General features: G+C 42.5%; 24 protein-coding genes and 2 pseudogenes. 11 read left to right on the forward strand and 15 right to left on the reverse strand.

What is annotated here, in order from left to right; genetic code table 11:
* The first annotated feature begins 94 nt into the window (after positions 1-94).
* Positions 95-1,609, forward strand: a complete 1,515-nt coding sequence (locus tag V7K30_RS02985) for a phenylacetate--CoA ligase family protein (protein ID WP_334996962.1) — start codon at positions 95-97, stop codon at positions 1,607-1,609.
* Positions 1,610-1,756: 147 nt separating this feature from the next.
* On the opposite strand, the gene V7K30_RS02990 is transcribed toward V7K30_RS02985, so the two are convergent.
* From V7K30_RS02990 to V7K30_RS03000, 3 genes are all read right to left on the reverse strand, one after another.
* Complete coding sequence (locus tag V7K30_RS02990) at positions 1,757-2,443, reverse strand: transposase (protein WP_334996964.1); 687 nt, start codon at positions 2,441-2,443, stop codon at positions 1,757-1,759.
* Between the two features lie 24 nt (positions 2,444-2,467).
* Positions 2,468-2,671, reverse strand: a complete 204-nt coding sequence (locus V7K30_RS02995) for a hypothetical protein (RefSeq protein WP_334996966.1) — start codon at positions 2,669-2,671, stop codon at positions 2,468-2,470.
* Between the two features lie 386 nt (positions 2,672-3,057).
* Positions 3,058-3,645, reverse strand: coding sequence for a Uma2 family endonuclease (locus tag V7K30_RS03000; RefSeq protein WP_334996968.1), 588 nt, complete (start codon positions 3,643-3,645; stop codon positions 3,058-3,060).
* Between the two features lie 149 nt (positions 3,646-3,794).
* Between V7K30_RS03000 and fni the strand changes: the two genes are divergently transcribed.
* The 5 genes from fni (at position 3,795) to V7K30_RS03025 (ending at position 11,364) form a co-directional block, all read left to right on the forward strand.
* Positions 3,795-4,844, forward strand: coding sequence for a type 2 isopentenyl-diphosphate Delta-isomerase (gene fni, locus V7K30_RS03005; protein WP_334996970.1), 1,050 nt, complete (start codon positions 3,795-3,797; stop codon positions 4,842-4,844).
* Positions 4,845-5,089: 245 nt separating this feature from the next.
* Positions 5,090-6,925, forward strand: a complete 1,836-nt coding sequence (gene sppA, locus V7K30_RS03010; protein WP_334996972.1) for a signal peptide peptidase SppA — start codon at positions 5,090-5,092, stop codon at positions 6,923-6,925.
* A 324-nt stretch (positions 6,926-7,249) separates the two neighbouring features.
* Positions 7,250-9,682, forward strand: coding sequence for a dynamin-like GTPase family protein (locus tag V7K30_RS03015; RefSeq protein ID WP_334996974.1), 2,433 nt, complete (start codon positions 7,250-7,252; stop codon positions 9,680-9,682).
* Positions 9,683-9,778: 96 nt separating this feature from the next.
* Positions 9,779-10,165, forward strand: a complete 387-nt coding sequence (locus V7K30_RS03020; RefSeq protein ID WP_334996976.1) for a KGK domain-containing protein — start codon at positions 9,779-9,781, stop codon at positions 10,163-10,165.
* A gap of 173 nt (positions 10,166-10,338) precedes the next feature.
* Positions 10,339-11,364 carry a S66 peptidase family protein gene (locus tag V7K30_RS03025; RefSeq protein WP_334997115.1) on the forward strand — a complete coding sequence of 342 codons (1,026 nt, stop codon included), beginning with the start codon at positions 10,339-10,341 and terminating at the stop codon, positions 11,362-11,364.
* Positions 11,365-11,463: 99 nt separating this feature from the next.
* On the opposite strand, the gene V7K30_RS03030 is transcribed toward V7K30_RS03025, so the two are convergent.
* Positions 11,464-11,622 (reverse strand): hypothetical protein, encoded by a 159-nt coding sequence (locus V7K30_RS03030; protein WP_334996979.1) that lies wholly within the window; start codon positions 11,620-11,622, stop codon positions 11,464-11,466.
* A gap of 211 nt (positions 11,623-11,833) precedes the next feature.
* Between V7K30_RS03030 and V7K30_RS03035 the strand changes: the two genes are divergently transcribed.
* A complete protein-coding gene (locus V7K30_RS03035) occupies positions 11,834-13,477 on the forward strand; it encodes an NAD(P)/FAD-dependent oxidoreductase (protein WP_334996981.1) in 1,644 nt (547 codons plus the stop codon).
* Here V7K30_RS03035 and V7K30_RS03040 read toward each other — a convergent pair.
* Positions 13,457-13,702, reverse strand: coding sequence for a hypothetical protein (locus V7K30_RS03040; RefSeq protein ID WP_334996983.1), 246 nt, complete (start codon positions 13,700-13,702; stop codon positions 13,457-13,459). The genes V7K30_RS03035 and V7K30_RS03040 overlap by 21 nt on opposite strands.
* A gap of 172 nt (positions 13,703-13,874) precedes the next feature.
* The gene (locus V7K30_RS03045) at positions 13,875-14,141 is read right to left on the reverse strand and encodes a hypothetical protein (RefSeq protein ID WP_334996985.1); all 267 of its coding nucleotides are present in this window, start codon (positions 14,139-14,141) and stop codon (positions 13,875-13,877) included.
* Between the two features lie 582 nt (positions 14,142-14,723).
* Between V7K30_RS03045 and V7K30_RS03050 the strand changes: the two are divergent.
* Both V7K30_RS03050 and V7K30_RS03055 read left to right on the forward strand, forming a co-directional pair.
* A pseudogene (locus tag V7K30_RS03050) lies at positions 14,724-15,413 on the forward strand (Uma2 family endonuclease).
* The gene (locus V7K30_RS03055; protein WP_334996987.1) at positions 15,385-15,582 is read left to right on the forward strand and encodes a hypothetical protein; all 198 of its coding nucleotides are present in this window, start codon (positions 15,385-15,387) and stop codon (positions 15,580-15,582) included. Before V7K30_RS03050 ends, V7K30_RS03055 begins: the two are co-directional and overlap by 29 nt.
* A gap of 94 nt (positions 15,583-15,676) precedes the next feature.
* On the opposite strand, the gene V7K30_RS03060 is transcribed toward V7K30_RS03055, so the two are convergent.
* On the reverse strand, positions 15,677-15,919 hold the full coding sequence (locus tag V7K30_RS03060; RefSeq protein WP_334996988.1) for a hypothetical protein: 243 nt from the start codon (positions 15,917-15,919) through the stop codon (positions 15,677-15,679).
* Between the two features lie 236 nt (positions 15,920-16,155).
* Between V7K30_RS03060 and V7K30_RS03065 the strand changes: the two genes are divergently transcribed.
* Positions 16,156-16,911: an SDR family oxidoreductase gene (locus V7K30_RS03065; RefSeq protein ID WP_334996990.1), complete on the forward strand. Its 756-nt coding sequence runs from the start codon at positions 16,156-16,158 to the stop codon at positions 16,909-16,911.
* Positions 16,912-17,147: 236 nt separating this feature from the next.
* Here the strand turns inward: V7K30_RS03065 and V7K30_RS03070 are convergent, their stop codons facing one another.
* The 5 genes from V7K30_RS03070 to hemW form a co-directional block, all read right to left on the reverse strand.
* The gene (locus tag V7K30_RS03070) at positions 17,148-18,272 is read right to left on the reverse strand and encodes a THUMP domain-containing class I SAM-dependent RNA methyltransferase (RefSeq protein ID WP_334996992.1); all 1,125 of its coding nucleotides are present in this window, start codon (positions 18,270-18,272) and stop codon (positions 17,148-17,150) included.
* A 151-nt stretch (positions 18,273-18,423) separates the two neighbouring features.
* The gene (locus V7K30_RS03075) at positions 18,424-18,675 is read right to left on the reverse strand and encodes a pentapeptide repeat-containing protein (protein ID WP_334996994.1); all 252 of its coding nucleotides are present in this window, start codon (positions 18,673-18,675) and stop codon (positions 18,424-18,426) included.
* A 1-nt stretch (position 18,676) separates the two neighbouring features.
* Positions 18,677-18,961: a pentapeptide repeat-containing protein gene (locus V7K30_RS03080; protein ID WP_334996996.1), complete on the reverse strand. Its 285-nt coding sequence runs from the start codon at positions 18,959-18,961 to the stop codon at positions 18,677-18,679.
* A gap of 65 nt (positions 18,962-19,026) precedes the next feature.
* On the reverse strand, positions 19,027-19,917 hold the full coding sequence (locus V7K30_RS03085; protein ID WP_334996998.1) for a UTP--glucose-1-phosphate uridylyltransferase: 891 nt from the start codon (positions 19,915-19,917) through the stop codon (positions 19,027-19,029).
* A gap of 10 nt (positions 19,918-19,927) precedes the next feature.
* Positions 19,928-21,109, reverse strand: a complete 1,182-nt coding sequence (hemW, locus tag V7K30_RS03090) for a radical SAM family heme chaperone HemW (protein ID WP_334997000.1) — start codon at positions 21,107-21,109, stop codon at positions 19,928-19,930.
* A 251-nt stretch (positions 21,110-21,360) separates the two neighbouring features.
* Between hemW and V7K30_RS03095 the strand changes: the two genes are divergently transcribed.
* Positions 21,361-22,437, forward strand: coding sequence for a PIN/TRAM domain-containing protein (locus V7K30_RS03095; protein ID WP_334997002.1), 1,077 nt, complete (start codon positions 21,361-21,363; stop codon positions 22,435-22,437).
* A 64-nt stretch (positions 22,438-22,501) separates the two neighbouring features.
* Here V7K30_RS03095 and V7K30_RS03100 read toward each other — a convergent pair.
* The 3 genes and pseudogenes from V7K30_RS03100 to gloA2 all read right to left on the reverse strand — a co-directional run bounded on the left by V7K30_RS03100 (position 22,502) and on the right by gloA2 (position 24,205).
* Positions 22,502-23,352 (reverse strand): annotated as a pseudogene (locus V7K30_RS03100) (Rpn family recombination-promoting nuclease/putative transposase).
* Complete coding sequence (locus tag V7K30_RS03105; RefSeq protein ID WP_334997004.1) at positions 23,349-23,810, reverse strand: GNAT family N-acetyltransferase; 462 nt, start codon at positions 23,808-23,810, stop codon at positions 23,349-23,351. Before V7K30_RS03105 ends, V7K30_RS03100 begins: the two are co-directional and overlap by 4 nt.
* A gap of 8 nt (positions 23,811-23,818) precedes the next feature.
* On the reverse strand, positions 23,819-24,205 hold the full coding sequence (gloA2, locus tag V7K30_RS03110) for an SMU1112c/YaeR family gloxylase I-like metalloprotein (protein WP_334997006.1): 387 nt from the start codon (positions 24,203-24,205) through the stop codon (positions 23,819-23,821).
* Positions 24,206-24,492 lie beyond the last annotated feature (287 nt).

Below are 24,492 nucleotides of genomic sequence, written 5' to 3' on the forward strand. Positions count from 1 at the left end.
AGAATCACTGGGGGTTTGAGGGTATTAGATAACAGCTAAAATACTGGCAGCAAGTAACGGTGTTGGTTCTACTTCAGGATAAACAACAAGCGTCATGAACTGCAAATCACAACAGCAGCGAGCAATTAAAGCATTTGAAGATTTTTTGTCTACCCCCCTAGAAACGCTACTGCAACGGCATCTCAACACTCAAACTTCGGCAGCTTTGAGTTTATTTCACGATGTGGCGGCTAATGTACCAGCCTATAAGGCTTTTTTAGCAGAAAGGGAAATTAATCCCGCGACTATTCAAACCTTAGAGGAGTTTCAAAAACTCCCAGCGATCGCTAAACAAAATTATATACTGCGTTATCCTTTAGCTGACTTGTGCCGCAACGGGCAACTCCAAACGTGCGACATGATAGCTGCTTCATCAGGTTCTAGTGGAAAACCGACATTTTGGCCCCGTTTTTTCACGGATGAACTCCAAATCGCCACACGCTTTGAACAGATTTTTCACGATAGTTTTCATGCAAATACTAGACGTACCCTAGCTGTGATTTGTTTCACTTTGGGCACTTGGGTAGGTGGAATATTTACTACTAATTGCTGTCGTTATCTTGCTAGCAAAGGTTATCCCATCACTGTAATTACTCCTGGTAACAACAAAGAAGAAATTTTGCGAGTTGTCCAAGAACTAGGTTCAGAATTTGAGCAAGTGGTGTTATTGGGATACCCGCCGTTTTTAAAAGATGTGATTGATACTGGTATCGCCCGTGGTGTGGAGTGGCAGCAATATCAGATTAAGTTAGTTATGGCGGGAGAAGTATTTAGTGAAGAATGGCGGAGTTTAGTTGGCGAAAGAGTTGCTTCACAAAATCCTTGCTATGATTTTGCATCACTCTACGGTACTGCGGATGCAGGAGTTTTGGGTAATGAAACACCGTTAAGTATCTGCATTCGCCGTTTTCTGGCAAAAAATCCCGATGCAGCTAGAGCTTTATTTGGGGAATCGCGTTTACCCACGCTAGTACAATATGATCCTTGTAGTCGCTTTTTTGAAGTTCAAGATGGCGGATTGCTGTTTTCGGGAGATAACGGTATTCCCTTAGTGCGTTATGACATCTTGGATACTGGCGGGATAATTAGTTATGATGCAATGTTGCAATTTTTAGCAGAATGGGGATTTAATCCGCTCGAAAATCTCCGTTCTGACACTCAACAATCACCTAGAGGTATTCATCAGCTACCTTTCGTTTATGTCTTCGGTCGTTCTAATTTTACAGTTTCTTACTTTGGTGCAAATATTTATCCCGAAAATGTGACGGTGGGATTAGAACAACCAATAATTCAAGAATGGGTGACGGGTAAGTTTGTGTTGCAGGTGAAGGAAGACGCAGACAAGAACCGATTTTTATCTGTGGTTGTGGAGTTAGCACCAGGAGTAGAGGGTAGTGAAGAGAAAAAAGAAGCGATCGCATCTTCTATTCTTTCACAACTGCTACGCCTAAATAGCGAGTTTGCTAATTATGTTCCCGTAGAATATCAAACACCACAGGTTGCATTAGCTCCAATGGGGGATTTTGAATATTTCCCCATTGGGGTGAAGCATCGTTATACGCGTCAATAGGGAATGGGACAATAGTTTTTAGGTAACGATCGCATTCTCATTCTGTTTACAATATCTGTTTTACCAGGGGCGATCGCATTTTCTGGATTTGGATAAATTTACAATACGCACAATACGCACAGGCATAAGACGCGATGAATCGCGTCTCTACAAGGGGTGATGGGGTGGTTGTTCGCGATCGCGTTCCCAATTGATTGGGTTATTGATAATATATTGTCTAATTTTGTTGAGGGCGAATTCATTACGAATTATGTTGTCATGAAACCTTTCTTGCCATCTAAAACCTTGATAGATTTGATTAATTTCAAATGTACATCGTCCTTTGTACCACCTAACAATTTTAGAAAGGGAATTTTTAGACAACATCGGGTTAAATAACCCAGTAACCCCACCCCGTTGCCGATCCCCCTTTGTAGAGACGCGATTCATCGCGTCTTCTTCTCTATTCATCGCGTCTCCTTCCATAAAACCAGTCAAATCACCCACATCTTCTTTACCAACAATCTCCTCTTCAACAAGATTCTCTTGTGTTTGATTAATAATCAGAATCCCGTGAATATGATTAGGCATGACGCAAAACGAATCCATCTGGCAATTAGAAAAATGATTAGGAATCTCGTACCACAATTTATGAGCAATTTCTCCAATTGTTGATAACTGCATTTCACCCTGCACAACCTCACCAAAAAAGCATTTCTTACCATCCGTGCAAATAGTAACGAAATATCCTGCATTGCTAGCATAACTCCATGCTGGTAACCGTGTTGAATCAATTCGATATTTACCTTTGTATTTAGGTTTGTTGTTTTTTGGTTGAGGATCGTAATTATTCATAATTACTTTTATTGATACAAAAACTTATGCAAGTATTGCCTTGCATTTATGTAATTGCCAACCCAAAAAACTCGGAATTATTCCCACCGTGTAGAGACGCGATTCATCGCGTCTAATCGATTCATCGCGGCGATCAAAAAAAGCGATCGCATTCGTAAAGCCACTAAGCTGTTGGATATTTAACTTGCATATTACCTGGAAGTAAAAATCTTGTGGTGTGGGCAACATGAGCGCCCTGGTTATGCAAATTAAAAGTACATTAGCTTATCACCCGGTTAAAATCCACCGCAGACTCAAAAGCGGCCTCTACACAGACGGCGTAACAAGCAACAATTAGGCATCATTACACCGTGAGTGATGCCCATTGCTTTGCGTAGGCGTAGCCCGCCACAGGCATCGCATAATCGCACCTTAGTAGTTAGGCTCGCCAGCAAACAAAATGCGTTAGCGAAGCTCTCCGTTCGCGTAGCGTCTCGTAGAGAAGGAATCGCTGCTCGTCTCTTTTTCGCTTAATAATAAGTCGCAAAGTCTCACACTATAAATGTTTGCGACACATCAATTATTCATAAGGGCACACCAATGGCTACACCTGACTCCCCTATTTATCCCCTGTTTTATTCCTCAATCAACTCAAAATCAACCCGCTCATAAATATCACGCAACGCAATTTGAAAATCGATAGAATCTAAGACTAAAACTGCCTCTTCACTTTCATATTCCTTAAAAATCCATTGACCTTCTGCTTGCTTGGCAAATTGTTCGACAGTAAAACTATACTGGTCAATCATAATATATTCCTGAAAATCAGGAATTGAACGATAATATTTAAACTTATCTGTTTTGTCATAATTTTTAGTTGAATTTGATAAGACTTCAACAATTAACAAGGGATTAGTAATAGTTGTTGTACCTGTTCCCTCGTAAATAGGCTTACCTTTGATGACTATAACATCAGGATAAGTATAAAGGCGATAACGGGGTATCGATACTTTAACATCAGCCATATATATGTCATAAGCTTGACCTTGCACTATCAAGGGAAATTTTATACAAAAATTAAGTGCTATTTTGTTGTGGTTAGTTGTTCCCCCTGTCAAAGGTATAATTTCTCCGTCTTTGTATTCATTTTTATATTCAGCCTTCTCTTCTAATTCCAAATATTCTTCTGGGGTGTAGTAGTGCTTTTCTGTTTGTAAAACCATATTAATTAACTCACAAAATGGCGGAATGGTTCTGTTATCAATAGCCTAACGTACCCTAAAGATAGGCAAAATAAATATTTTTGTTCTAAAAAGATGGTTACATACAATGTAACAATAGCGATCGCAAATCCTTTTAGCCATACCCACCAGTGAACGCCCCTACCAATATCTCTGCACAAACTCAGAATCGCAAAGCCGATCACATTCGGATCTGTTTAGAGGAAGATGTTCAGTGTCATCAAATCACCAATGGACTGGAACGTTATCGCTTCACCCATTCTTGTTTACCCGAACTAAACCACAACGATATTGATATCAGTACAACTTTCCTGGGGAAACACCTTGGCGCACCCTTGTTAATTTCTTCCATGACTGGAGGAACAGAACAAGCCGCAATCATTAACCAACGTTTGGCCGAAGTCGCGCAACACTACAAAATTGCGATGGGTGTCGGTTCCCAACGGGTAGCGGTAGAAAAACCCCAGGTAGCTGATACTTTTGCTGTCCGCAAGTATGCGCCCGATGTTCTGCTATTTGCGAACTTGGGGGCTGTGCAACTTAACTATAAGTACGGTTTAGATGAATGTTTGCGGGTAGTTGATATCCTAGAGGCTGATGCCCTGATTTTACACATTAACCCTCTACAAGAGTGCATTCAATCCAAAGGTGATACTAATTTTCGGGGTTTGCTTGACAAAATAGCTGATTTATGCGATAAAATGCCAGTGCCAGTGATTGCAAAGGAAGTTGGTAACGGCATTTCAGCAGCGATCGCCAACAAACTCATTGCCGCCGGGGTAGCAGCAATTGATGTAGCTGGTGCGGGGGGTACTTCTTGGGCAAAAGTAGAAAGTGAACGAGCCGAAAATCCCTTGCAACATCGCTTAGGAAGGACGTTTGCCGATTGGGGTTTACCGACGGCAGAGTGCATTACAACTATTAGAGCGATCGCTCCAAATGTGCCCTTAATTGCTTCGGGAGGTTTGCGTCATGGATTGGATGTGGCAGCAGCGATCGCTTTGGGAGCAGATATAGCTGGTTTAGCAATGCCTTTTTTGCAAGCAGCAGCAACATCAGAGACAGCAGTTGCCGAACTGGCTGAAGTATTAATCGCCGAAATCACCACAGTTTTATTCTGCACTGCCAACGCCACCTTGTATCAGTTAAAGCACTCTGGCAGTTTACAGCGCGTAGAATAAATTAAGTAGGTCATCAGTCAACAGATTTTGGATTTTAGGTCGCACCTTTGGTGCGCTTTCAGCGCAACTTGGATTTTGGATTGACCCTACCGATAAACTGATGGAGCTAAATCTAAAATTGGCATGGTAATTAGTTCTTTGTCCTCTATTGGTTAGAACCAATGCCCAATGCCCAATGCCCAATGCCCAATGCCCCATGCCCCATGCCCAATGCCCCATGCCCAATAACTAATAACTAATAACTAATGCGTAATTTTATCAAACAAACTTTTGCTAGTTTAGTTGGCACCTTATTAGGACTAATTATTTTCGGTGGTCTAGGAACCACTGGACTGTTCTTGCTAATATTGGCTGCTACCTCCTCTAAAGATACTGGGCCAAACGTGAAAGATAAGTCAGTGCTGGTTTTTGACTTGTCGATGAAAATTACTGATAGCGAACCTAGTTCAAGCGAAGTTTTTCAAAACACAATATCAGGTGTGGATGACGAAAGGGTATCACTCCGCAAAGTTGTGCAAACTTTGGAAAAGGCGCGACGCGATCCGCGAATTGTCGGGATCTACCTGGATGCAACTGGCACAAGCCAAGTTAGTAACGTCGGCTATGCCTCCCTTAAAGAAATTCGGAAAGCGCTGGAGGAGTTTCGCGCTTCTGGGAAAAAGATTGTGGCCTATGGCAGTGATTGGAGTAAAAAGGAATATTATCTTAGTTCAGTGGCAGATTCCATTGTCATTAATCCTCTGGGAATGATGGAAATCAACGGTTTGAGTTCACAACCGATGTTCTTAGCGGGAGCATTACAGAAATATGGCATTGGTGTGCAAGTTGTGCGAGTGGGGAAATTCAAAGGAGCTGTTGAACCGTTTATCCTCACAAAACTGAGTCCAGAAAACCGCGAACAAACTCAGAAATTGTTGGATGATGTTTGGGGAGAGTGGCGCACTGTTGTAGGCGCAAGTCGGAAAATGGAACCGGAAAAGTTGCAAGCGATCGCAGATAGTCAGGCGCTACTGGAAGCCACACAAGCCAAAACTAGCGGTTTAGTTGATCGAGTAGCATACCCCGATGAAGTGGTGACTGATCTCAAAAAGTTGACAGATAGCGATAAAGACGACAAAACATTCCGACAAATTAGCCTGAATAGCTACGCAGAAGTTTCCGGCAAATCTTTGGGTGTAGAACGTAACTCCAAAAATCAAATTGCCGTTGTTTACGCTGAGGGCGAGATTGTCGATGGTAAAGGTGATGATGGGCAAATAGGAGGCGATCGCTTTGCCAAAATCTTCAACAAACTCCGACAAGATAAGGATGTGAAAGCTGTTGTATTACGGATTAATAGTCCTGGTGGTAGCGCTACCGCAGCCGAAGTCATGCAGCGAGAAGTGAAATTAACCCGTGAAGTGAAACCAGTTGTGGTGTCAATGGGTGATGTGGCCGCCTCTGGTGGTTACTGGATTGCTAGCGACTCTAATCGCATTTTTGCCGAACCAAATACCATTACAGGTTCAATAGGTGTGTTTGGGTTGCTATTCAATGGTGAAAAGCTGGCTAATGATCACGGCATCACCTGGGATTCGGTGAAAACTGCACGCTATGCTGATAGTCAAACAGTTTCGCGTCCGAAATCGCCTCAAGAGTTGGCACTTTATCAGCGCAGTGTTAACCGCATTTATGATATGTTTCTGAATAAAGTTTCTCAAGGTCGCAAACTCCCAGAACAAAAAGTAGCAGAAATTGCTCAAGGACGGGTTTGGTCTGGTGTGGCGGCCAAAGAAATTGGTTTGGTGGACGAAATTGGCGGTTTGAATATTGCGATCGCATATGCTGCCAAGGAGGCGAAACTAGGAGAAGACTGGGAAGTGCAAGAGTATCCTCGCACTAACAGCTTCGGAGAACGCTTTTTTGGGCGTGCAACTGAAGAGGCGCGGACTGCTTTAGGAATTGAGGGGGCGCAACTCAAACCATCTAATCCCCTCACCACTGAATTCCAGAAATTGCAACAGGAAGTAGAGATTCTGCAAAAGATGAACGATCCACAGGGGGTTTACGCCCGTTTGCCTTTCAACTTGAAGATTGAGTAGATGCTTTTTTAGGCGTTGCTGAATTCAGGTATGAAAATGATTTTGCGTGATTTCAGAACCCTTAAAACCTCGTTAAAACCTCGTTTCCTGCCTCTGGCTGGAAATGCTTTTCAATTGCTGCTCTGCCGCAAGTCTTGAGGCGGCAGCCCCCCATGAGGCATTCCCAGTCAGAGACTGGGAACGAGACGATCTCTAAAAGCTTGTTCTAGAAAAGTTAAGTGATATCCAGCAGCCAAACCGGATCAAATATCTCAGAAATATTACTGAACCATCAAGACAATAAATGTAACTAACATATACATAAATATTGTCAGGATGCTGAATATGTCAGATTTACCGCTTCAGTGCCAAAATTTAAAAGAGCAGGTTGAGTCGATATTACAACTTTTACAGCAAGAACCAACGCTACGTTCTCAAGATATTACACCTGTACAAACTTCCCTAAGTAAAGCGATTTCTCCCAAGTTTGAGATTGTGTTTGCGGGTGCTTTTAGTGCCGGGAAATCAATGCTAATCAATGCACTATTAGAGAGAGAATTACTGTACAGTGCAGAGGGACACGCTACAGGTACAGAATGCAAAATCGAGTATACAGAAGTAGATAAAGAACGTGTTGTTTTGACATTTTTAAGTGAAGTTGAGATTCGGGAACAAGCAGTTTATTTGTGTCAGCAGCTAGGATTTAAGACAGTACCCAATATTAACCAAGCTGATGTCATTGACTTGCTACGTCAAGGTTCTGAAGTTATTATTCAGCAGGAAGGTGGTGAGAGTAAATCAGAACGTGCAAAACAGGCGAAGGCGTTAATGTTATTGCTAGAGGGATATATAGCAAACCGCGATCGCATTAACACGGTTAATAATGCTACATATTCAATGGAGCAATTTAACTTTTCCAACCTCAAGGAAGCTGCTGGATATGCCCGTCGTGGTAGTAATAGTGCAGTATTGAAGCGAATAGAATATTACTGTAATCATCCTCTGCTAGAAGATGGTAACGTAATTATTGATACGGCGGGTATAGATGCACCGATAGAGAAAGATGCACAGCTAACTTATACCAAAATTCAACATCCCGATACTTCGGCGGTGGTGTGTGTGCTAAAACCTGCTTCTGCGGGTGACATGACAAAAGAAGAAACAGAACTTTTGGAATTAATGCGGGAGAATGGGGGAGTACGCGATCGCGTTTTCTATATCTTCAACCGCATCGATGAGACTTGGTACAATACCGAACTACGGCAACGATTAGATGATTTAATTAGTGGACAGTTTGGTAATTCAAGCAAGGTTTATAAAACGAGTGGATTATTAGGATTTTACGGCAGTCAGATTAAACAGACAAACCAACGAGATAGATTTGGTTTAGATTCTGTTTTTGCAGAAAGTATTAAAGGTTTAGATGGTAAAGAAGAAACACCACAATTTATCTATGCGTTTAACAACTACTGTGTAAATTCAGGAAAGCTGTCTTCCACTAAATTCCGTGTCTCTGTTAACGGCTTTGAAACTCCAAATCAAAATTATGTGCGGATTCTGGGAGATTGGGGAAATGAACTGATAGAAAAGCTCATTCAAGATAGTGGTACTGATGAATTTCGCACAGCTATTACTCGCTATCTTACAGAAGAAAAGCGCCCACAATTGTTTAAAAACCTTGCTGATGATTTGGAAGATGTTTGTATTAAACTGAAAAAACATTATCAGAATATGCAACGTAATTTAGATAGTCAGCCCCAAGAAATCGAGACTATGAAGGCGCAAGAGTTACAACGCCTAAATCAGCAACTCCAGCAAATTGGTAGAGAATTTAGTGAGCATATCACAGAAGAAGTTAACCATATAATTAATAATTCCTGTGATGCTTTTGAAGCAGATTTTAAACAATTGCAATCACGAATGATTCGCCGGTTAGATGAATTGCTGGATAGTTTTTCTGTAGCTTATGCTTATCGACGTGCAACCATCAGCCATCCTCGCAACGCTACTGCACCTTTGATTGCTATTTTAGTAGAAGCATTTTATTACTTAGCAAATCAATTAGAAGATATTTTGGTTGAATCTTCTCAGCAAGTAGTTGCGAATTATTTCCAGCGGTTGATTGAAAAGATTCGCAAGTCAGAATATTATCGCCAATTATATCGTTTATTAGATAATGATGGTGGAATTGAACAAGAGATTAGAAGTTTAGAAAAAGGAGTTACTCAAGCATTAGTGAGTGCAGCTAGTGTAGAGTGCGATCGCTTCGTGCGAGAAAGTCCGAGATTTTATGATGAAGGCACTTTTTCTATATATCAATTTCGCCAGACTTTATTACAAACTTCTCAAGGTTACGACGCTGAAAGTATTGTAGAAGCAGAACCAGCGATTAGGCAATTATTGAAGTTAGATTTTGAACCAAAAGTTTCTCAAACTATTCGTAAATCTTTCCGTCAAACCATGAACCAAACGCTCAAAACTCAGTTGTTACCAATGGCAGATCAGCAAGCCGATGAGATTTTGCAGCAATACCCACAGGCGCGTGCTTATTTAGAGAAAACACTGCAACAAGAAGCTGAAGAAAAAATTGCTAACAATCGCCGATTATTGAATGTTGTTGAAGAAAACATTGCAGCATATAATTCAGCAACTTCTAGTATCAATAGTTGTTTACAGGTTATGCAATTATATGACCATCTTTTGCCTGTAATTGGTGATTCGTTTGACACTGATGCTAAGTTTGCTAATAATGGATTTTTGGTTTCAGATGTTGTATAAGATGATTTGAGATAATTGTAGCTTTTAGTGAGTGCTTAAGCACTCACTAATTACAGCTTTGTGTAAAGTAGAAAAATTTAAAAGGTTGAAGTTGATATGGAAGATGGATTCAAGCCAATAGAGTGTAATGATGGTGATGTTTTGGACTTCGGAGAGAATACATATAAAATTGGTAAATTTAAACAAGCAATCGATACCTCTTTTAATCCCACGCTAGAAGATACATTGAATGAAGAATTAAGTAGGCAAGGAGTAGAGATAAAAGAGTCTCCGAATGTGAATTGGTTTCATGAGGGTATAGATTGCGAAATTTTAACACTAGGTTCTCAAAGCTGGAAAAAGGGGAAAGTAAAAATTAAAATAAGCGTTGAATTTTATGTTGAAGAGGAAGATGTACAAATAACTAACAGCAACAATTCAGAAATCACCGAACCAGACTCGCCTCTTGATGATCTTCGCCGCATGATTCACGAGAAAAATTAGTCAACAAAAATTTACATATAGCAATTCTATTTGATTTGTAAAAATTCGCGGTGTCCAGATCCCCGACTTCGTAAAAGTTGTCGGGGATCTAACTTTTTATGAATGATTTAGGCGTTGGTATAACCTATTAAAATTCGTCACTATGACAATCCCTAATCCCCAACTCAATGGTTATGACTATCAAGCGTCGGGAATTTCTCACAACCTGTGGACTAGCTACCCTAGCCACCCAAATATCATCAGTTACCGCTGAAGGTAAGCCATCTCCAAACACCATCCGCAAGCCGCCCCGCCTGCAAGTGGGCGATACCGTAGGATTAATCGCCCCTGCGGGTATCGTTGACGCCAAAGACATCGAAGCAGCGCAGCAATCAATTTCACAATTAGGGTTAAAAGTCAAGCTGGGGAAGCATATTTTAGATCGTTACGGCTATTTAGCGGGTAAAGATACCGATCGCGCCCAGGATGTAAACTTGATGTTTAGCGATCGCACCATAAAAGCAATTATTGCTATGCGTGGTGGTTGGGGTTGTAATCGCATTTTACCCCTACTAAACTATTCGCTAATCCGCTCCCATCCGAAAATTATCATGGGCTACAGCGATATTACTACGCTGTTGTTGGCAATTAATGCTCGTAGTCAAATGATTACTTTTCATGGGCCAGTTGCCACATCTACCTGGAATCAGTTTACAGTCGATTACTTCAAGCGCATCCTATTTAATGGTGAAGCTGTGACTATGCAAAACCTCAACCCTAGCGAAGTACGGGTAGAGATAATCGCACCGGGAAAGGCGAGAGGTAAACTTGTGGGTGGAAACTTATCAGTGCTATCAGCAATGGTAGGTTCACCTTATCTACCTTCTTGGAACAAAAGCATTTTGTTTGTCGAAGAAATTGGCGAGGATGTTTACCGTGTAGATAGGATGCTGACACAATTAAAAACTGCTGGGATACTTAACCAAATTGCTGGTTTTATCTTTGGGCAATGTACTAATTGTAAGCTTGGGGATGAACCATCATTTACATTAATGCAAGTATTGCAACAACACATACTTCCTTTAGGTATTCCTGCTTGGTATGGTTCAATGATTGGTCATATTAAGGATAAATTTACCTTGCCAATCGGTTTAGAAGTGGAAATAAATGCTGAACTTGGGACAATACAAATGTTAGAGGCGGCTGTCAGTCTTGTTTAACACGAGTTTGACGGATCATATTCTATCTGTCTAATTAGCCATCATAAAAAGACCTCTAAGAGGTTTTACTACACAAAACTGCCCCTCTCTGAATCGAAACTACAGTGTACACACAAGTCTCTTAACTGACAATGCCAATGCTTTGACTGACAATGCTAATGCATCGACTAACAAGGCTAATGCTTTGATTGACAATGCTAATGCATGGACTAACAATGCCAATGCATCGACTGACAATGCTAATGCTTTAACTGACAATACTTTGCATGAGAATAAGGAAAGCCTTATCAAGCTAAGTTTTTAGGACTTGTGTGTACACCGTAGCCAAATTGGAGAGGGACAGACTTAAACTAAAGTTCAAGGCAAGGGAGAAGTTTATCGAACTCACGTTTGTTTGAGCCACGGAAATCAGCCGCACCACAGTGATTTTGTTTAATATTTTGATAGACAGTATGCATTTCTCCTCGCTATGTTACGACTAACAGAAGTAAAGCTCCCGCTTGATCATCCTGAAGATGAGATCAAGTCTGCCATCCTCAAAAAGCTGCAAATCACGCACGAAGAATTGATCAGCTATTCCATCTTCAAGCGTAGCTACGATGCCCGTAAGAAAGGAGAGATCACCCTTGTCTATATTTTGGATGTAGAAACGACTCAGGAAACTCATCTACTCAAGCGCCTGAAAAAAGATCCCCATGTGATGGCCACGCCAGACATGAGTTATCGCCCAGTGGCACAAGCACCCAGCAATTTGGCGATTCGCCCCATCGTGATTGGTACTGGGCCTTGTGGCTTGTTTGCGGGTTTAATGCTGGCACAAATGGGCTTTTGTCCAATCATTTTAGAACGTGGCAAACAAGTTCGCGATCGCACCGTTGATACCTTTGGCTTTTGGAAGAAAAAATCAGACTTCAACCCAGAATCTAATGCCCAGTTTGGCGAAGGTGGTGCGGGTACATTCTCTGATGGCAAACTCTACAGTCAGGTTAAAGATCCTCAGCATTATGGACGCAAGGTGTTAACCGAACTCGTCAATGCGGGAGCCTCACCAGAAATTCTCTATATCAACAAACCACACATCGGCACTTTCAAACTGGTGGGAATCGTCCAAAGTATCCGCGCCCAAATCGAATCCCTCGGCGGTGAAATTCGCTTTGAAAGTCGGGTGGAAGATATCAACATCGAAAATGGACAGGTGCGGGGAGTCACCCTCGCCAGTGGGGAATATATCGCCAGCGATCATGTGGTTTTGGCGGTAGGACACAGCGCCCGCGATACTTTCCAAATGCTATTTAATCGAGGGGTTTACATCGAGGCTAAACCTTTTTCCATCGGTTTTCGGGTGGAACATCCTCAGTCTCTCATCGACCAATGTCGTTTCGGCGCTCAAGCGGGTCATAAGCTTTTAGGTGCTGCCGATTACAAACTGGTTCACCACTGCCAAAATGGTCGCTCCGTCTATAGCTTCTGTATGTGTCCGGGGGGCTTGGTGGTTGCAGCCGCATCAGAACCGGGGCGACTTGTCACCAATGGGATGAGCCAATACTCTCGGAATGAGCGCAATGCCAATAGTGCGATCGTTGTGGGCATCACCCCCGAAGATTATCCAGGTAACGCCTTGGCGGGAATTGACTTTCAACGGCGCTTAGAAGAACGGGCTTTTGAATTGGGCGGTGGGACTTATGAAGCTCCAGGGCAGTTGGTAGGAGACTTTCTCAACCATCGCCCCTCTACAGCGTTAGGTACTGTGAAGCCGTCTTATACACCTGGGATACATTTGGGTGATTTGAGTGAGAGTTTACCAGATTATGCGATCGCAGCCATCCGGGAAGCACTTCTCGCTTTTGACAAACAAATTAAAGGATTTGCGATGGATGATGCCGTGTTGACTGGGGTGGAAACCCGCACGTCATCACCAATTCGGATTAAACGCAAAGAAGATTATCAGAGTTTGAATACAGTCGGACTTTATCCGGCGGGTGAAGGCGCGGGATACGCAGGGGGAATTCTCTCAGCTGGTATCGATGGGATTAAGGTGGCGGAGGCGGTGGCTTTAAGTATTTTGAGGAATTGCGATGCCTACGGCGGTAAACTACGTAGTCTCAGCATCTGATTTTACAGCTATTTTCAGGTAAATAGACCACACAGCAATGCTGTGCCCTGACGACAGATGTGGTTCAAATACTTGAATTCTGCTGTAAGTTGAGAGCGATCGCCTGTTAGCAACTATTGCCAATGTCAATTCTAATATCAAACCCCACCTTGATGTTTTCGAGGCAGGGCTTTTGTTTTTATGGCTGGAGTCTATATAGCGGTTCTCCACAAGCGTGAGGTACAATTTTGACCTCACTTCCATTACTCTCTGTTAAAAGGAGAGAGGCTTTGAATTGTTCCCCCTTCCCGAAGCGGGAAGGGGGTTAGAGGGTTAGGTCTATATTGCATACCTGTACCTCAAGTGATTGAAAATGGCTATATGCAATCATGTATCAAGCGCGATCGCAGTGGGAAATTTATCCGATTGTTAAAGCTGGTTCTTCACAAAAGTTAAATAGGGCTGACTCCGTTTCTGATTCATCTTCAAATACAGCAGAGATGTACCATTCACAGGGCGAACCATTCGTATATTCAGCCCAAGCAATTGTTGCTGTTTCACCCGATGGAATCCCTGAATCACTCAATGTAAATGATGCCCACTCTTCATCATCGACAGATACCCACAACTCTGTGATTGCTTGTTCGCTTTCATTGGTAACGGTAAAGGTGAATTGGTCTGACATAAATAGCCTTGCCTTTTAGTGATAAATAAATTGCAGGTTGTCAGTCACCGATTATACTGCCAGGTTTTTAAAAAGTTTTCATACTAACTGCCAAAATGTATACTCATATTAGGTTTCAAGTTTTTTAGCTTAATTTAAATTTATGAAAGAGTATTAAAAATATCACCAAATAATATTGAGTAGACCTCTTGCAAAAGTTCCTAACACCCCAATACGGTTCGGTTAAGGTGCATAGTCCTAAAGATCCCCCTTAGTCCCCCTTAAAAAGGGGGAAATAGAGCAAGCAATTCTTAGCCCCCCTTAAAAAGGGGGGTTGGGGGGATCAAGTCTTATCCGAACTGTATTGCCTAACACCCCACCCCCAACCCCTCCCCAAAGCTTTGGGGAGGGGTTGGGGGTGGGGTTTTTATTTTAGATTTATGCTAAGAGGTCTAATGTATTTTTTACTGAGCAGAAGTAGTTGAGAGCGATCGCCTTAACGGGACTTAAACAAAAAATAAAATAAAAATACGGTACAATGCGTTACTATCATAGCTTTCACGTTCAAGTAACTCCAACATGAAAGAGACAACCCCCGCAGCCATGCCCCCGTGTTTTCAATCACTACAAAAACTATTTACCTTTGATGAATATTTAGAGTTTTTAGAAACACAACCGGAAAACATTCGTTATGAATTACACGATGGAGATATTATTCAAATGCCGCCACCATCAGGCAAACATGAGCAAATAGTAGCATTTTTAACAATGATGTTAGGGTATGAGTGTCTTCGTCTTAAACTTTATTACGGTATACCTAAAACCGCCACAGTGAAGCCAGAAAATAAAATGTCTGGGTACTATCCTGATGTTTTATTAATGAATTTTTCTAACTTGGCTAATGAACCATTATGAGAGAAACAATCTATCCTTAGTAAACCAGATTCAATTCCATTAGTGATTGAAGTAGTGAGTCAGTGCGTTGCGCGGGTTCCCCGCGTTGAAGCAACTGACGAACCCGTAAGGGTCAGTACTAACTGGAGAGATGATTATCATAAAAAGTTTGCTGACTATGAAGAAATGGGTATTCAAGAATATTGGATTGTCGATTATGCTGCTTTGGGTAGCAAAGAATTGATAGGCGACCCCAAACAGCCAACAATCACAATTTACTCTTTAAGTGATGAGGCTGAATATCGTGGTAAACAGTTTAGAGGAGACGACCCTATAGAGTCGCCAACATTTCCAGATTTAAATCTAACTGTTGAACAAATCTTTTCAGTGCGTTATTGATAAAAACCTATTCGCCGCGCTGATAATCGCCAAAAAGAATGCTGAGGATGATTTGCGATCGCTGCTAGAGAATAGTGCGAGTGAACCCACGCTACTAACGGTTCAATCGGAAAATATACGTCGCCTACGCGAGTTGATGAACAATTCTGAAACCGATAGCGATGACTAGCCAAAAGCCGTTATAATCATATCTAAAAATTCCCTGTTGTGCGATCGCGGTGACGGGGAATTGTCTTTTGTGGGCTTATCTAAGTATAAAAAGCTTAATTTGTATCAGGTTTAGACTTTTTATCTAAATAAAAAGTTTGTAAGCCCTGTAAGCTATACGAACTAAGGTTTTCAGCCGATTGAATGTGAAAAAACGCATTTGTCATTTTGTGACACTTTTTGGATTTGTCTCTAGCCCTCTCATCCAGCAGTTCTTCATAAACCGCAGTCGGAATCAAAACTGTTTCATACAGCAATACCTTCGCCAATTTACGAGGGTTCACCGGCTGTAGAAACATTGTGAATACGACCGAGAGAGGTAAGCTTGGCAAAAATCTGGGCTAATAAAAGTGGATTAGTTTTCAGATTGGTTTATCTGCAATAACAGGCACGCTCAATAGTGATACGATGTCGCGCATGGGCTGTTTGTAGTTTTTGAGTTGTCGTTTTGAGAGACAATAACTCTACTACGGCAGCCCTCTCTCTTCATACTATTTTTTTGGCGAAGGTATTGAAATTATAAGAGGTTTATGTCATGAAAATTGTTGTCATCGGCGGTAGTGGGCTTATCGGTAAGAAACTCGTGAACGGGCTACGTGAGCGCGGACACGAGGCAGTGGCAGCATCGCCTTCTTCGGGAGTCAATGCCGTCACGGGTGAGGGACTCACTGATGCGCTGGTGGGCGCTCAAGTTGTTGTTGATGTCACGAACTCACCGTTCTTCGAGGACGGGCCCGTATTGGAATTTTTCGAGAAGTCATCCCGGAACCTGCTTGCAGCAGAGGCGATCGCGGGTGTAGGTCATCACGTTGCGCTGTCGGTCGTTGGAGCCGATCGCATCCCCGAAAGCGGTTACATGCGTGCGAAAGCTTCTCAAGAGAAGCTGATCAAGTCTGGAGGAGTACCTTATACAATCCTTAGTGCCACGCAGTTCTTCGAGTTCATGGGTGCGATCGCCCAATCTGCCACCGATGGGCAAACGGTTCGCTTGCCGTCTGCTTTTATACAGCCCGTCATGTCAGATGACGTAGCTGCCGCGCTAGTCGATATCACCCTGGGAGAACCCGTGAACGGCATGGTTGAGCTAGCGGGTCCAGACCGATTCCATTTTGACGAACTCATCCGCCGATTCCTGAGCGCAAACCACGATCCCCGTCAGGTCGTCACAGACGCCCACGCCCGCTACTACGGCACAGAACTGGACGATCGCACTCTCATTCCAGGAGACAACTCGCTCATCGGTTCGACCCGTTTCGAGGACTGGCTCAGCCGCTCTTTGGTGCAGAGATAAGTCCGCGGGTCAGGGTCAGTGATGCTCAGATGTAGTTTCCAGGACCTGCACCGAGCTGCATTCACCCTGACTATGGCTCACCGAAGAGGCAGAGGGGAAGGGAGCTCTTAGCTGGGGGAGCAAGCCCTTCGACTCATGGCTTTTCCTCCAGCTTTGTTTCTTGCATTTTAGCAGTTAGATTAGGCTACCGAGAGCGATCGCCTTTATGTAAATCGCAAAATATCACCGATTCTGTCTTAATACAGCTCATATTTCATTAACTGACAAGGCAACGCTCCGTTGTACACCGCAATCCGTTGGGATGATTTCAGTCCAATCGATTGAGATAGTTCCTTATTACCACTCAGCACAAATGCAGTCCAACCTTTGAAGCGTTGTTTTAATACATCGCCCAAAAGTTTGTAAAATGCCCCCAAGTCGCTATCTCGTCCTAGCCGTTCGCCATAGGGAGGATTGCAGAATAAAATCCCACTGTCTGCGGGGGCGACAACATCGGCAAGCTCCATTTGAGAAAACCATACATGGTTATCAACGCCGCAGTTTTGGGCATTGTTAATCGCTTGCTCGATTATATTTTCATCGCGATCGCTTCCCCAAATAGGTGCGGGAAGAGTATCCAGTTGGCTGTCCTTAGCTTCTTGGAGCAGCTTTTCTAAAAGGGATAAATCAAAATCGAGCCAATTTTCAAATCCAAAGGATTCACGAAACAGCCCTGGTGCTATATTAAGTGCCTTTAAGCTAGCTTCCAGGGGTAAAGTGCCAGATCCACAAAGAGGATCGTAGAACATCTGGTCTGGCTGCCAGCCCGAAAGCTGAATCAGGGCAGCAGCCAGAGATTCCTTGAGAGGGGCTGCTCCAACCGCAGGGCGGTAGCCTCGGCGGTGTAGACTATTTCCAGAACTGTCAAGTTTGACGGTACAAAAATCGCGCTCAATATGAACATTGATTCGCACATCTGGTTCATGAAGCTCTACATTTGAACGCTCGCCCAGATTTTCTTGCTGCTGGTCAACGATCGCATTTTTGATCTGGAGAGATGTGAAGTGGGTGTGATTGAGGCGATCGTTTTTGCCTGTGGTAGTCACCGCCAGGGTCATGTCTGGCGTTAAATAGTTTTGCCAATCGATGCTCTGGATACCGCGATAGAGATCCTCAGCATCAAGGCAGGGAAAGTCATGGATATTCACCAAGATTCGGAACGGCAGCCTAGCCCAGAGGTTGACGCGATAAAGTAAGGTGCGATCGCCCTCAAAGGCTACACCGCAAAACCCTGGCTCTACGGAATGGGCGCCGAGCTGCTCTAACTCTTGAGCCGCGAGGGTTTCTAATCCGCGAGCAACCGTTGCAAAATACTGATTCATTCTCTAAACCAAAGCATTGTCTTCACTGCTGACCCATTGACGCACTTTAGCTTAACTCATATCTGGTGACATTCTCTCTCGTTAAGTCTGCGACTATAACGTTAGCTCTCTAATTAAACCTGCTCCCTTCATGGCTGCAACTGAGTAAGAACTATTTCCATTTACAGTAGGGAATTTTTTCAACAGTGCCATCGGGCATAGTGGTATCCCAAATCAAATTGAAATGTCCATTGATGAGCATACCTATAGCCCCTTGGAAGTTAGCGTCAATCAAAACAGCATATTCAAAATAGCCTATGGTAGCACCAATGAAAACAGCGCTACTCGCATTCACCTGGCTCAAATTAGCTCCAGTCAAATCAGCCCCATTCAAAGTAGCCCAACTCAGATTGGCGGAGAACAAATTAGCATCTCTTCAGAATCGTTTTGACCAAACCAGCCCCACCCAAATAAGCCCCGAACAAATCGGCTCCAGTCAAATTAGCCCCACTCAAATCGACATCTTCAAGATTAGCTCCTCGCAGGTTAATACCCCGCAAATCAGCACCTTCGAGTCCAGTAATCTGACCATCAACTCCATCTCTTTCACCCATTTCGCCGATAATTCGCAACAGTTCAACCCCAGCAAAGTTACGCTCCCCAGCTTTGTAACGAGCCAACAGTTCATCAGTAGTTATTTTCCAAACCATGATTTAACCTCCGATTTATTTAGACCGAAAAGTTTTCTGTAAGCCTTACCAACCGTTGATTCGAGCTAGGAAAGCCTTCTAAAATCAATCATCGTTTGGCGATAAGCATCTGGCAAACCTGTATCAAAACACTTACCTTTAACAACATATCCGGTCATTCCCTCTTCTTTACGCAATCTTTCCAGACAGGATGTTAACTGAAATTCGCCTCGTTCCCGGAAATTTTGGTTGATGTGTTCTGCTAGAAAGTCAAAAATTTTCGGAGTAAGTAAATACAAACCAAATATACCTAAAAAATCATTTTCTGCAATTCCCTCTACACGCAAATGCAGTTGTGCATATTCAATAGTAGGTTTTTCATAGAGTTGTGTAACTTTTAAAATCGAGTTTAACTCTTGCCAAACTCCTGTTACACACCCAGCTTTATGAATAATTTCAGATGGCATTGTAGTTAAGCCAACAACGCTTTGATTAACTTGTTCGTAAACATCTAAAACTTGACTAGCACAAGATTTTTCAGTATCAGATGCATAAATGTGGTCGCCCAACATTAGCAAAAACGGCTCATTTTGCACCCAATCTTTGGCACAAAATACCGCATGACCGTAGCCTAATTGTTCCTCTTGCAATAAGATGGTAATTCTGCTACCTAAATCTTCGATATATCGGCTATATTCTTGATTTTGCGATGAAAGTTTCTCTAAAAGTTGTTTTTTGGGTGGGTTTTTCAATAAATCTTCAAATATTTCTTTGTCATCTGGCTGCACCACAATCCCTACTTCTGTAATTCCAGCATTAATTGCCTCTTCAATAATTGCTACAATTACAGGTTTTGCCCTACCATCTCGATCAATAATCGGGAAAAGTTCTTTTTTGACAACTTTAGTAGCTGGAAACAAACGAGTGCCGAAACCAGCTACTGGAATCACAGCTTTTCTAACTTTATTTTTCTGCATAAACAGTTCGTCACCCCAACTTCTCAAACAACTCCGCCAACACCACATTAGAAAACAAAAACCCTTGGGGATCAATCAAACGTAACCTTCCCCCTCCAACTTCTACCCAACCTTTATCAAAATACGATCGCAAACACCTGCAAATCTCCTCCACCTTCTCTTCCCCAAACGCCTCCACCAACGCCGCCAAGCTCAAACCCTCCGCCAAACGCAACCCCAGCATTAACGTTTCTAACAATACTTCCTTTGGGGGAGTCACATCACAATCAATCACACCGCCAGCTTCCACCCACTGGTAATACTCCCTAGTCTTGCGCGGACGAGTGAAGCGTTTCCCGTCAACATAACTCGCCGCACCCATACCAAAGCCATAGTAAGGGCGGTTTTCCCAATAAACTCGATTATGCCGACACTGATGACCTGGTTGGGCATAATTGGAAATCTCATAATGCTCATAACCTGCACCAGTCAAAACTTGCTGCGCCATCTGGTACATTTTGACTGTGGCTTCATCCGTAGGCAAAGGAGTATCACCAGGTTTGTAGTAACGACCAAAGGCTGTACCTGGTTCAATGGTAAGATCATAGATGGAAATGTGAGTGGGTAAAAGCGCCACCGCTTTTGTGAGAGAATCATGCCATAGATCCAAAGACTGATGCGGCAACCCGGAAATTAAGTCTAAGCTAAATTCGGGAATCCCGACTTGGTGGATTAGTTCCACAGCTGCAAAGATATCTTCAACTGAGTGCGATCGCCCCGCCGTTTGCAATAATTCTGATTGAAAGGCTTGTACACCTAAACTTACCCGGTTCACGCCTGCACTGCGATAGCCTGCTATATGGGCTAAATCAAAGGTGGCTGGGTCCATTTCCATAGAAATTTCTGCCCCAAAGGCAATACCAAAATGCTTCTCTAGCTCTCTAACTATCCGTTGTAGCTGCTCTATTGATAGCAACGAAGGAGTACCACCACCGAAGAAAATTGTCTTCAGGGGTTGACCAAAGGCTGGTGTAATGGCAATTTCTTGACATAGCACCTCAACATATTGCGAGATAGTACCAGATGTTTCGCCCCGCAAGCGATCGCCCACAACAGACACCGGGAAATCACAATAAAAGCACCGCCGTCTGCAAAAGGGAATATGCACATAAGCAGAACTCGCAATTCCAGAAATACTAAATTTTTGACTCATTTTGATAAAAGTTTTAAGTTAACCCAACTGCGAATTAGAGACAATGAAAATGAATAGTTTGTTTACAAGTTTTTGTCGTTTTACAACGAAACAATGAAAAATATGAAGATAAAAGCCTTTGGTTATAATAATTGCAGATATTGCCAGCCTAAACCCTTAGTGTAAGTCAATATTGATGAGTTTATCTTACCGATGAAATAAAAAATACTTAACTTTCTCGGTTAACACAGTTGCAGGAAAACAAGACAACCATGCTTGACGCCATTATCATTTTCTCATTTATCCTGGCAGCGTCGGGAATAGGGTTCTACAGCATTGAACTACTACCCAATAGCACACTAGATCAGGTAACAAATATTGAAGCTTTACGCTTAGTTGTTGCCGTTTTTGCCGCGATTATTGGTGGTGCGATCGGGCTGAGTTTCCAGACGACATATCGTCGCCTAGAATCACAAATCAAAGAAATGCCACTCGAAGTAATTTTAACTCGTGCGATCGGCTTAGTGATTGGGCTATTGCTAGCTAACCTCATGCTAGCTCCACTATTTTTACTACCTATCCCGGCGGATTTTGGATTTATTAAGCCACTGGTGGCAGTTGTCGGCAGTATTATCCTCTCCGTCACTGGCATGAATCTGGCAGACACCCACGGGCGAGGCTTATTGCGGTTCATTAATCCCAACACCGTCGAATCAATGGTAGCGGAAGGGACACTAAAACCCGCCAATACCAAAGTTTTAGACACCAGTTGCATTATTGATGGTCGCATTGAGGCGCTGCTAGAAACAGGGTTTCTGGAAGGACAAATTATTGTGCCACAGTTTGTTTTGCAAGAACTGCAACAAGTAGCCGATGCTAGCAAAGACCAAAAGCGGGTGCGAGGAAGGCGAGGACTAGAAATTCTCAACCGCATTAAGGAAACTTACCCCGATCGCATCCTGATTAATGCGCTTGATTACGAAGATATTGCCACAGTCGATGCGAAGTTAGTGCGCTTCGCCCAAGAAATTAGCGGCACACTACTAACCAACGACTACAACTTGTCTAAAGTTGCCAGTGTCCAGAAAGTGCCTGTTTTAAATGTGAATGATTTAGTGAATGCCGTCCGTCCCAGTTATTTACCTGGTGACAACCTTGATTTAAAAATTCTCAAGGAAGGCAAAGAACCCAGTCAAGGCATTGGCTACCTAGATGACGGCACAATGGTAGTCGTTGAAGAAGGCAGCAATTATGTGGGTGGTGAACTGCGAGTAGTAGTCACCAGTGCTTTGCAAACCACCGCAGGACGGATGATTTTTGCCAAACCCCAAGCTTCAGCATTGGCGTGAAGGAAATGTCAGGTGCAATTAAATATAAATTGTGCAATCGGTGCAGTCAACCTGCATCGATTATTTATTTGGAATCACCAGACTCAGTTACCTGTAAATACTGTAACTGCTCAATTGATAACCCTGTCAATCTTGCTATCTGTTCTAATGGCATACCAGTATTAAAAAGGTTGCTTGCCACTTCAAGTAAAGCTTCAGCCTTGCCTTCAGCCTTGCCTTCAGCCTTGCCTTCAGCCTTGCCTTCTTCTAAAATATCTTGGTAAATCACTGACTCGCGCATAATATCTGACCTCAAAACTCGTCTGATAACCTCTTTGTCCAATACTAAACCAGCTAAAATCGCCGTGGAAGCAGCAATATTACTTTGACTTCTTGATTCTGTCATACTATTAATTTCCCGTGCAACTTGGTTAAGCACGGCTTCTGGATCAATTGTACTACTCAGAACCGCAAAGGGTAACAGTCCAGATGTTCTTAAAAATACTTCGGTTGGTTGTTCCCAAAGTCTGATAACTCCAAATTCATGGGTGTTCCAGGAATTGTAAATGTATTTTGTTGCACCAAATTGGAATTTGTCTGCTTGAGGTAAATTACAACTTGATGCATTGCTTTATCTGGAAACCGGCGATACACTCGCAACCGATAGTCAATCATCCGAAAAGGAATTTCCGCATCAGCTTGGGTTTGAAATTCCAAATGTAAGATGTTTTGCTCCGACTGTAGCAGAATTAGGGCATCAGCACGGCAGTCGCCCCAACGGGGGGAACCCCCGCACGGCGCTACCTTACAAATGGGTTCGAGAGATAATTCTTTTGGACTTAATTCGGTTAAAGTGATGGGTTCGCCTAATAACCAAGTGGCGAAGTCGCTGGAGAAGTTTTCAGCTAAGAATTTGCAGATATTATCAAAATTCATAGGTATTTTTCCATTACATAGTTTTTCAACCAAACTCCCCGCCGTTTCACTTGTTGTTCCCTGACTACGCTAAACCCCTTGGGTTCAAAAAATGGCTTTGCAGTAATACTTACTTCTGCATAAAGTCGTTTAATTCTTTGCAATTTTGCAGTATTTTCTATATAAGTTAAGAGTACTGAGCCAATACCTTTTCTTTGGTATTTGCTATGACAATAAAAACAATCAATGTGACCATCGGGTTCTAATTCTCCAAATCCAACTATCTCACCATTATTTTCTGCGATGTAGGGAAGCTTGGCTTGTAATCTTTTGTGCCAAACTTCATAATCCATAGTTTCCGGTGCCCAAGCATTGACTTGTTCTTGAGTATAATCGCAAATATTGATTTCATGAATGGTATCGTAAAACAGTTCCATTATTATCTGAGTATCAGATAGTCTATATTCCCTGATGATCATATTGAAGCCTAATTTTCATAAATCTCTAATGGCAAATTATCAGGGTCTTTAAAGAAAGTGAATTTCTTACCTGTAATTTCATCAACTCTGATATTTTCTACCTCTAACCCTTTTGATTTTAAATAACAAACGGTTTGTTCAACATCATCAACTTTAAAAGCAATATGCCTTAAACCACAAGCCTCTGGTTTACTAGCCCGTTCTGGAGGAGTAGGGAAAGAGAATAGCTCTATTTGAGTATTTTCTGCAACTTTTAAATCTAATTTATAAGAATTTCTTTCAGTACGAAAAGTCTCTTGAATAATCGGAAAGCCTAAAACTTCTACATAAAAATTTTTAGAGCGATCGTAGTCAGAACAAATAATAGCTACATGATGAATACCAGTGGTTTTCATGTGTACTTCTCAAGCTACCAACCATTTACCTTTAGCACTTTTATCAGAACTTTACTAGTACACTGTCGCGGAAGTTTGCCTAGCTTTGCTCACCTTTAAACTAAAGTTTAACTTGACAACGGCAGCATAATATGATTATTAATACGTCTGAGGATTTTATTCTTCTGAGTTCATCAAACACCTGTGTTGCAGCCTGACGGATAGAAATGATAGCGATCGCTAAGCTAATCGGCATTTAAATTGCACAATCAGGGCAGGCAAGATGCCCACCCCACAAGATTTTGATG

This window comes from Nostoc sp. (assembly GCF_036917655.1).
Classification (GTDB): domain Bacteria; phylum Cyanobacteriota; class Cyanobacteriia; order Cyanobacteriales; family Nostocaceae; genus Nostoc.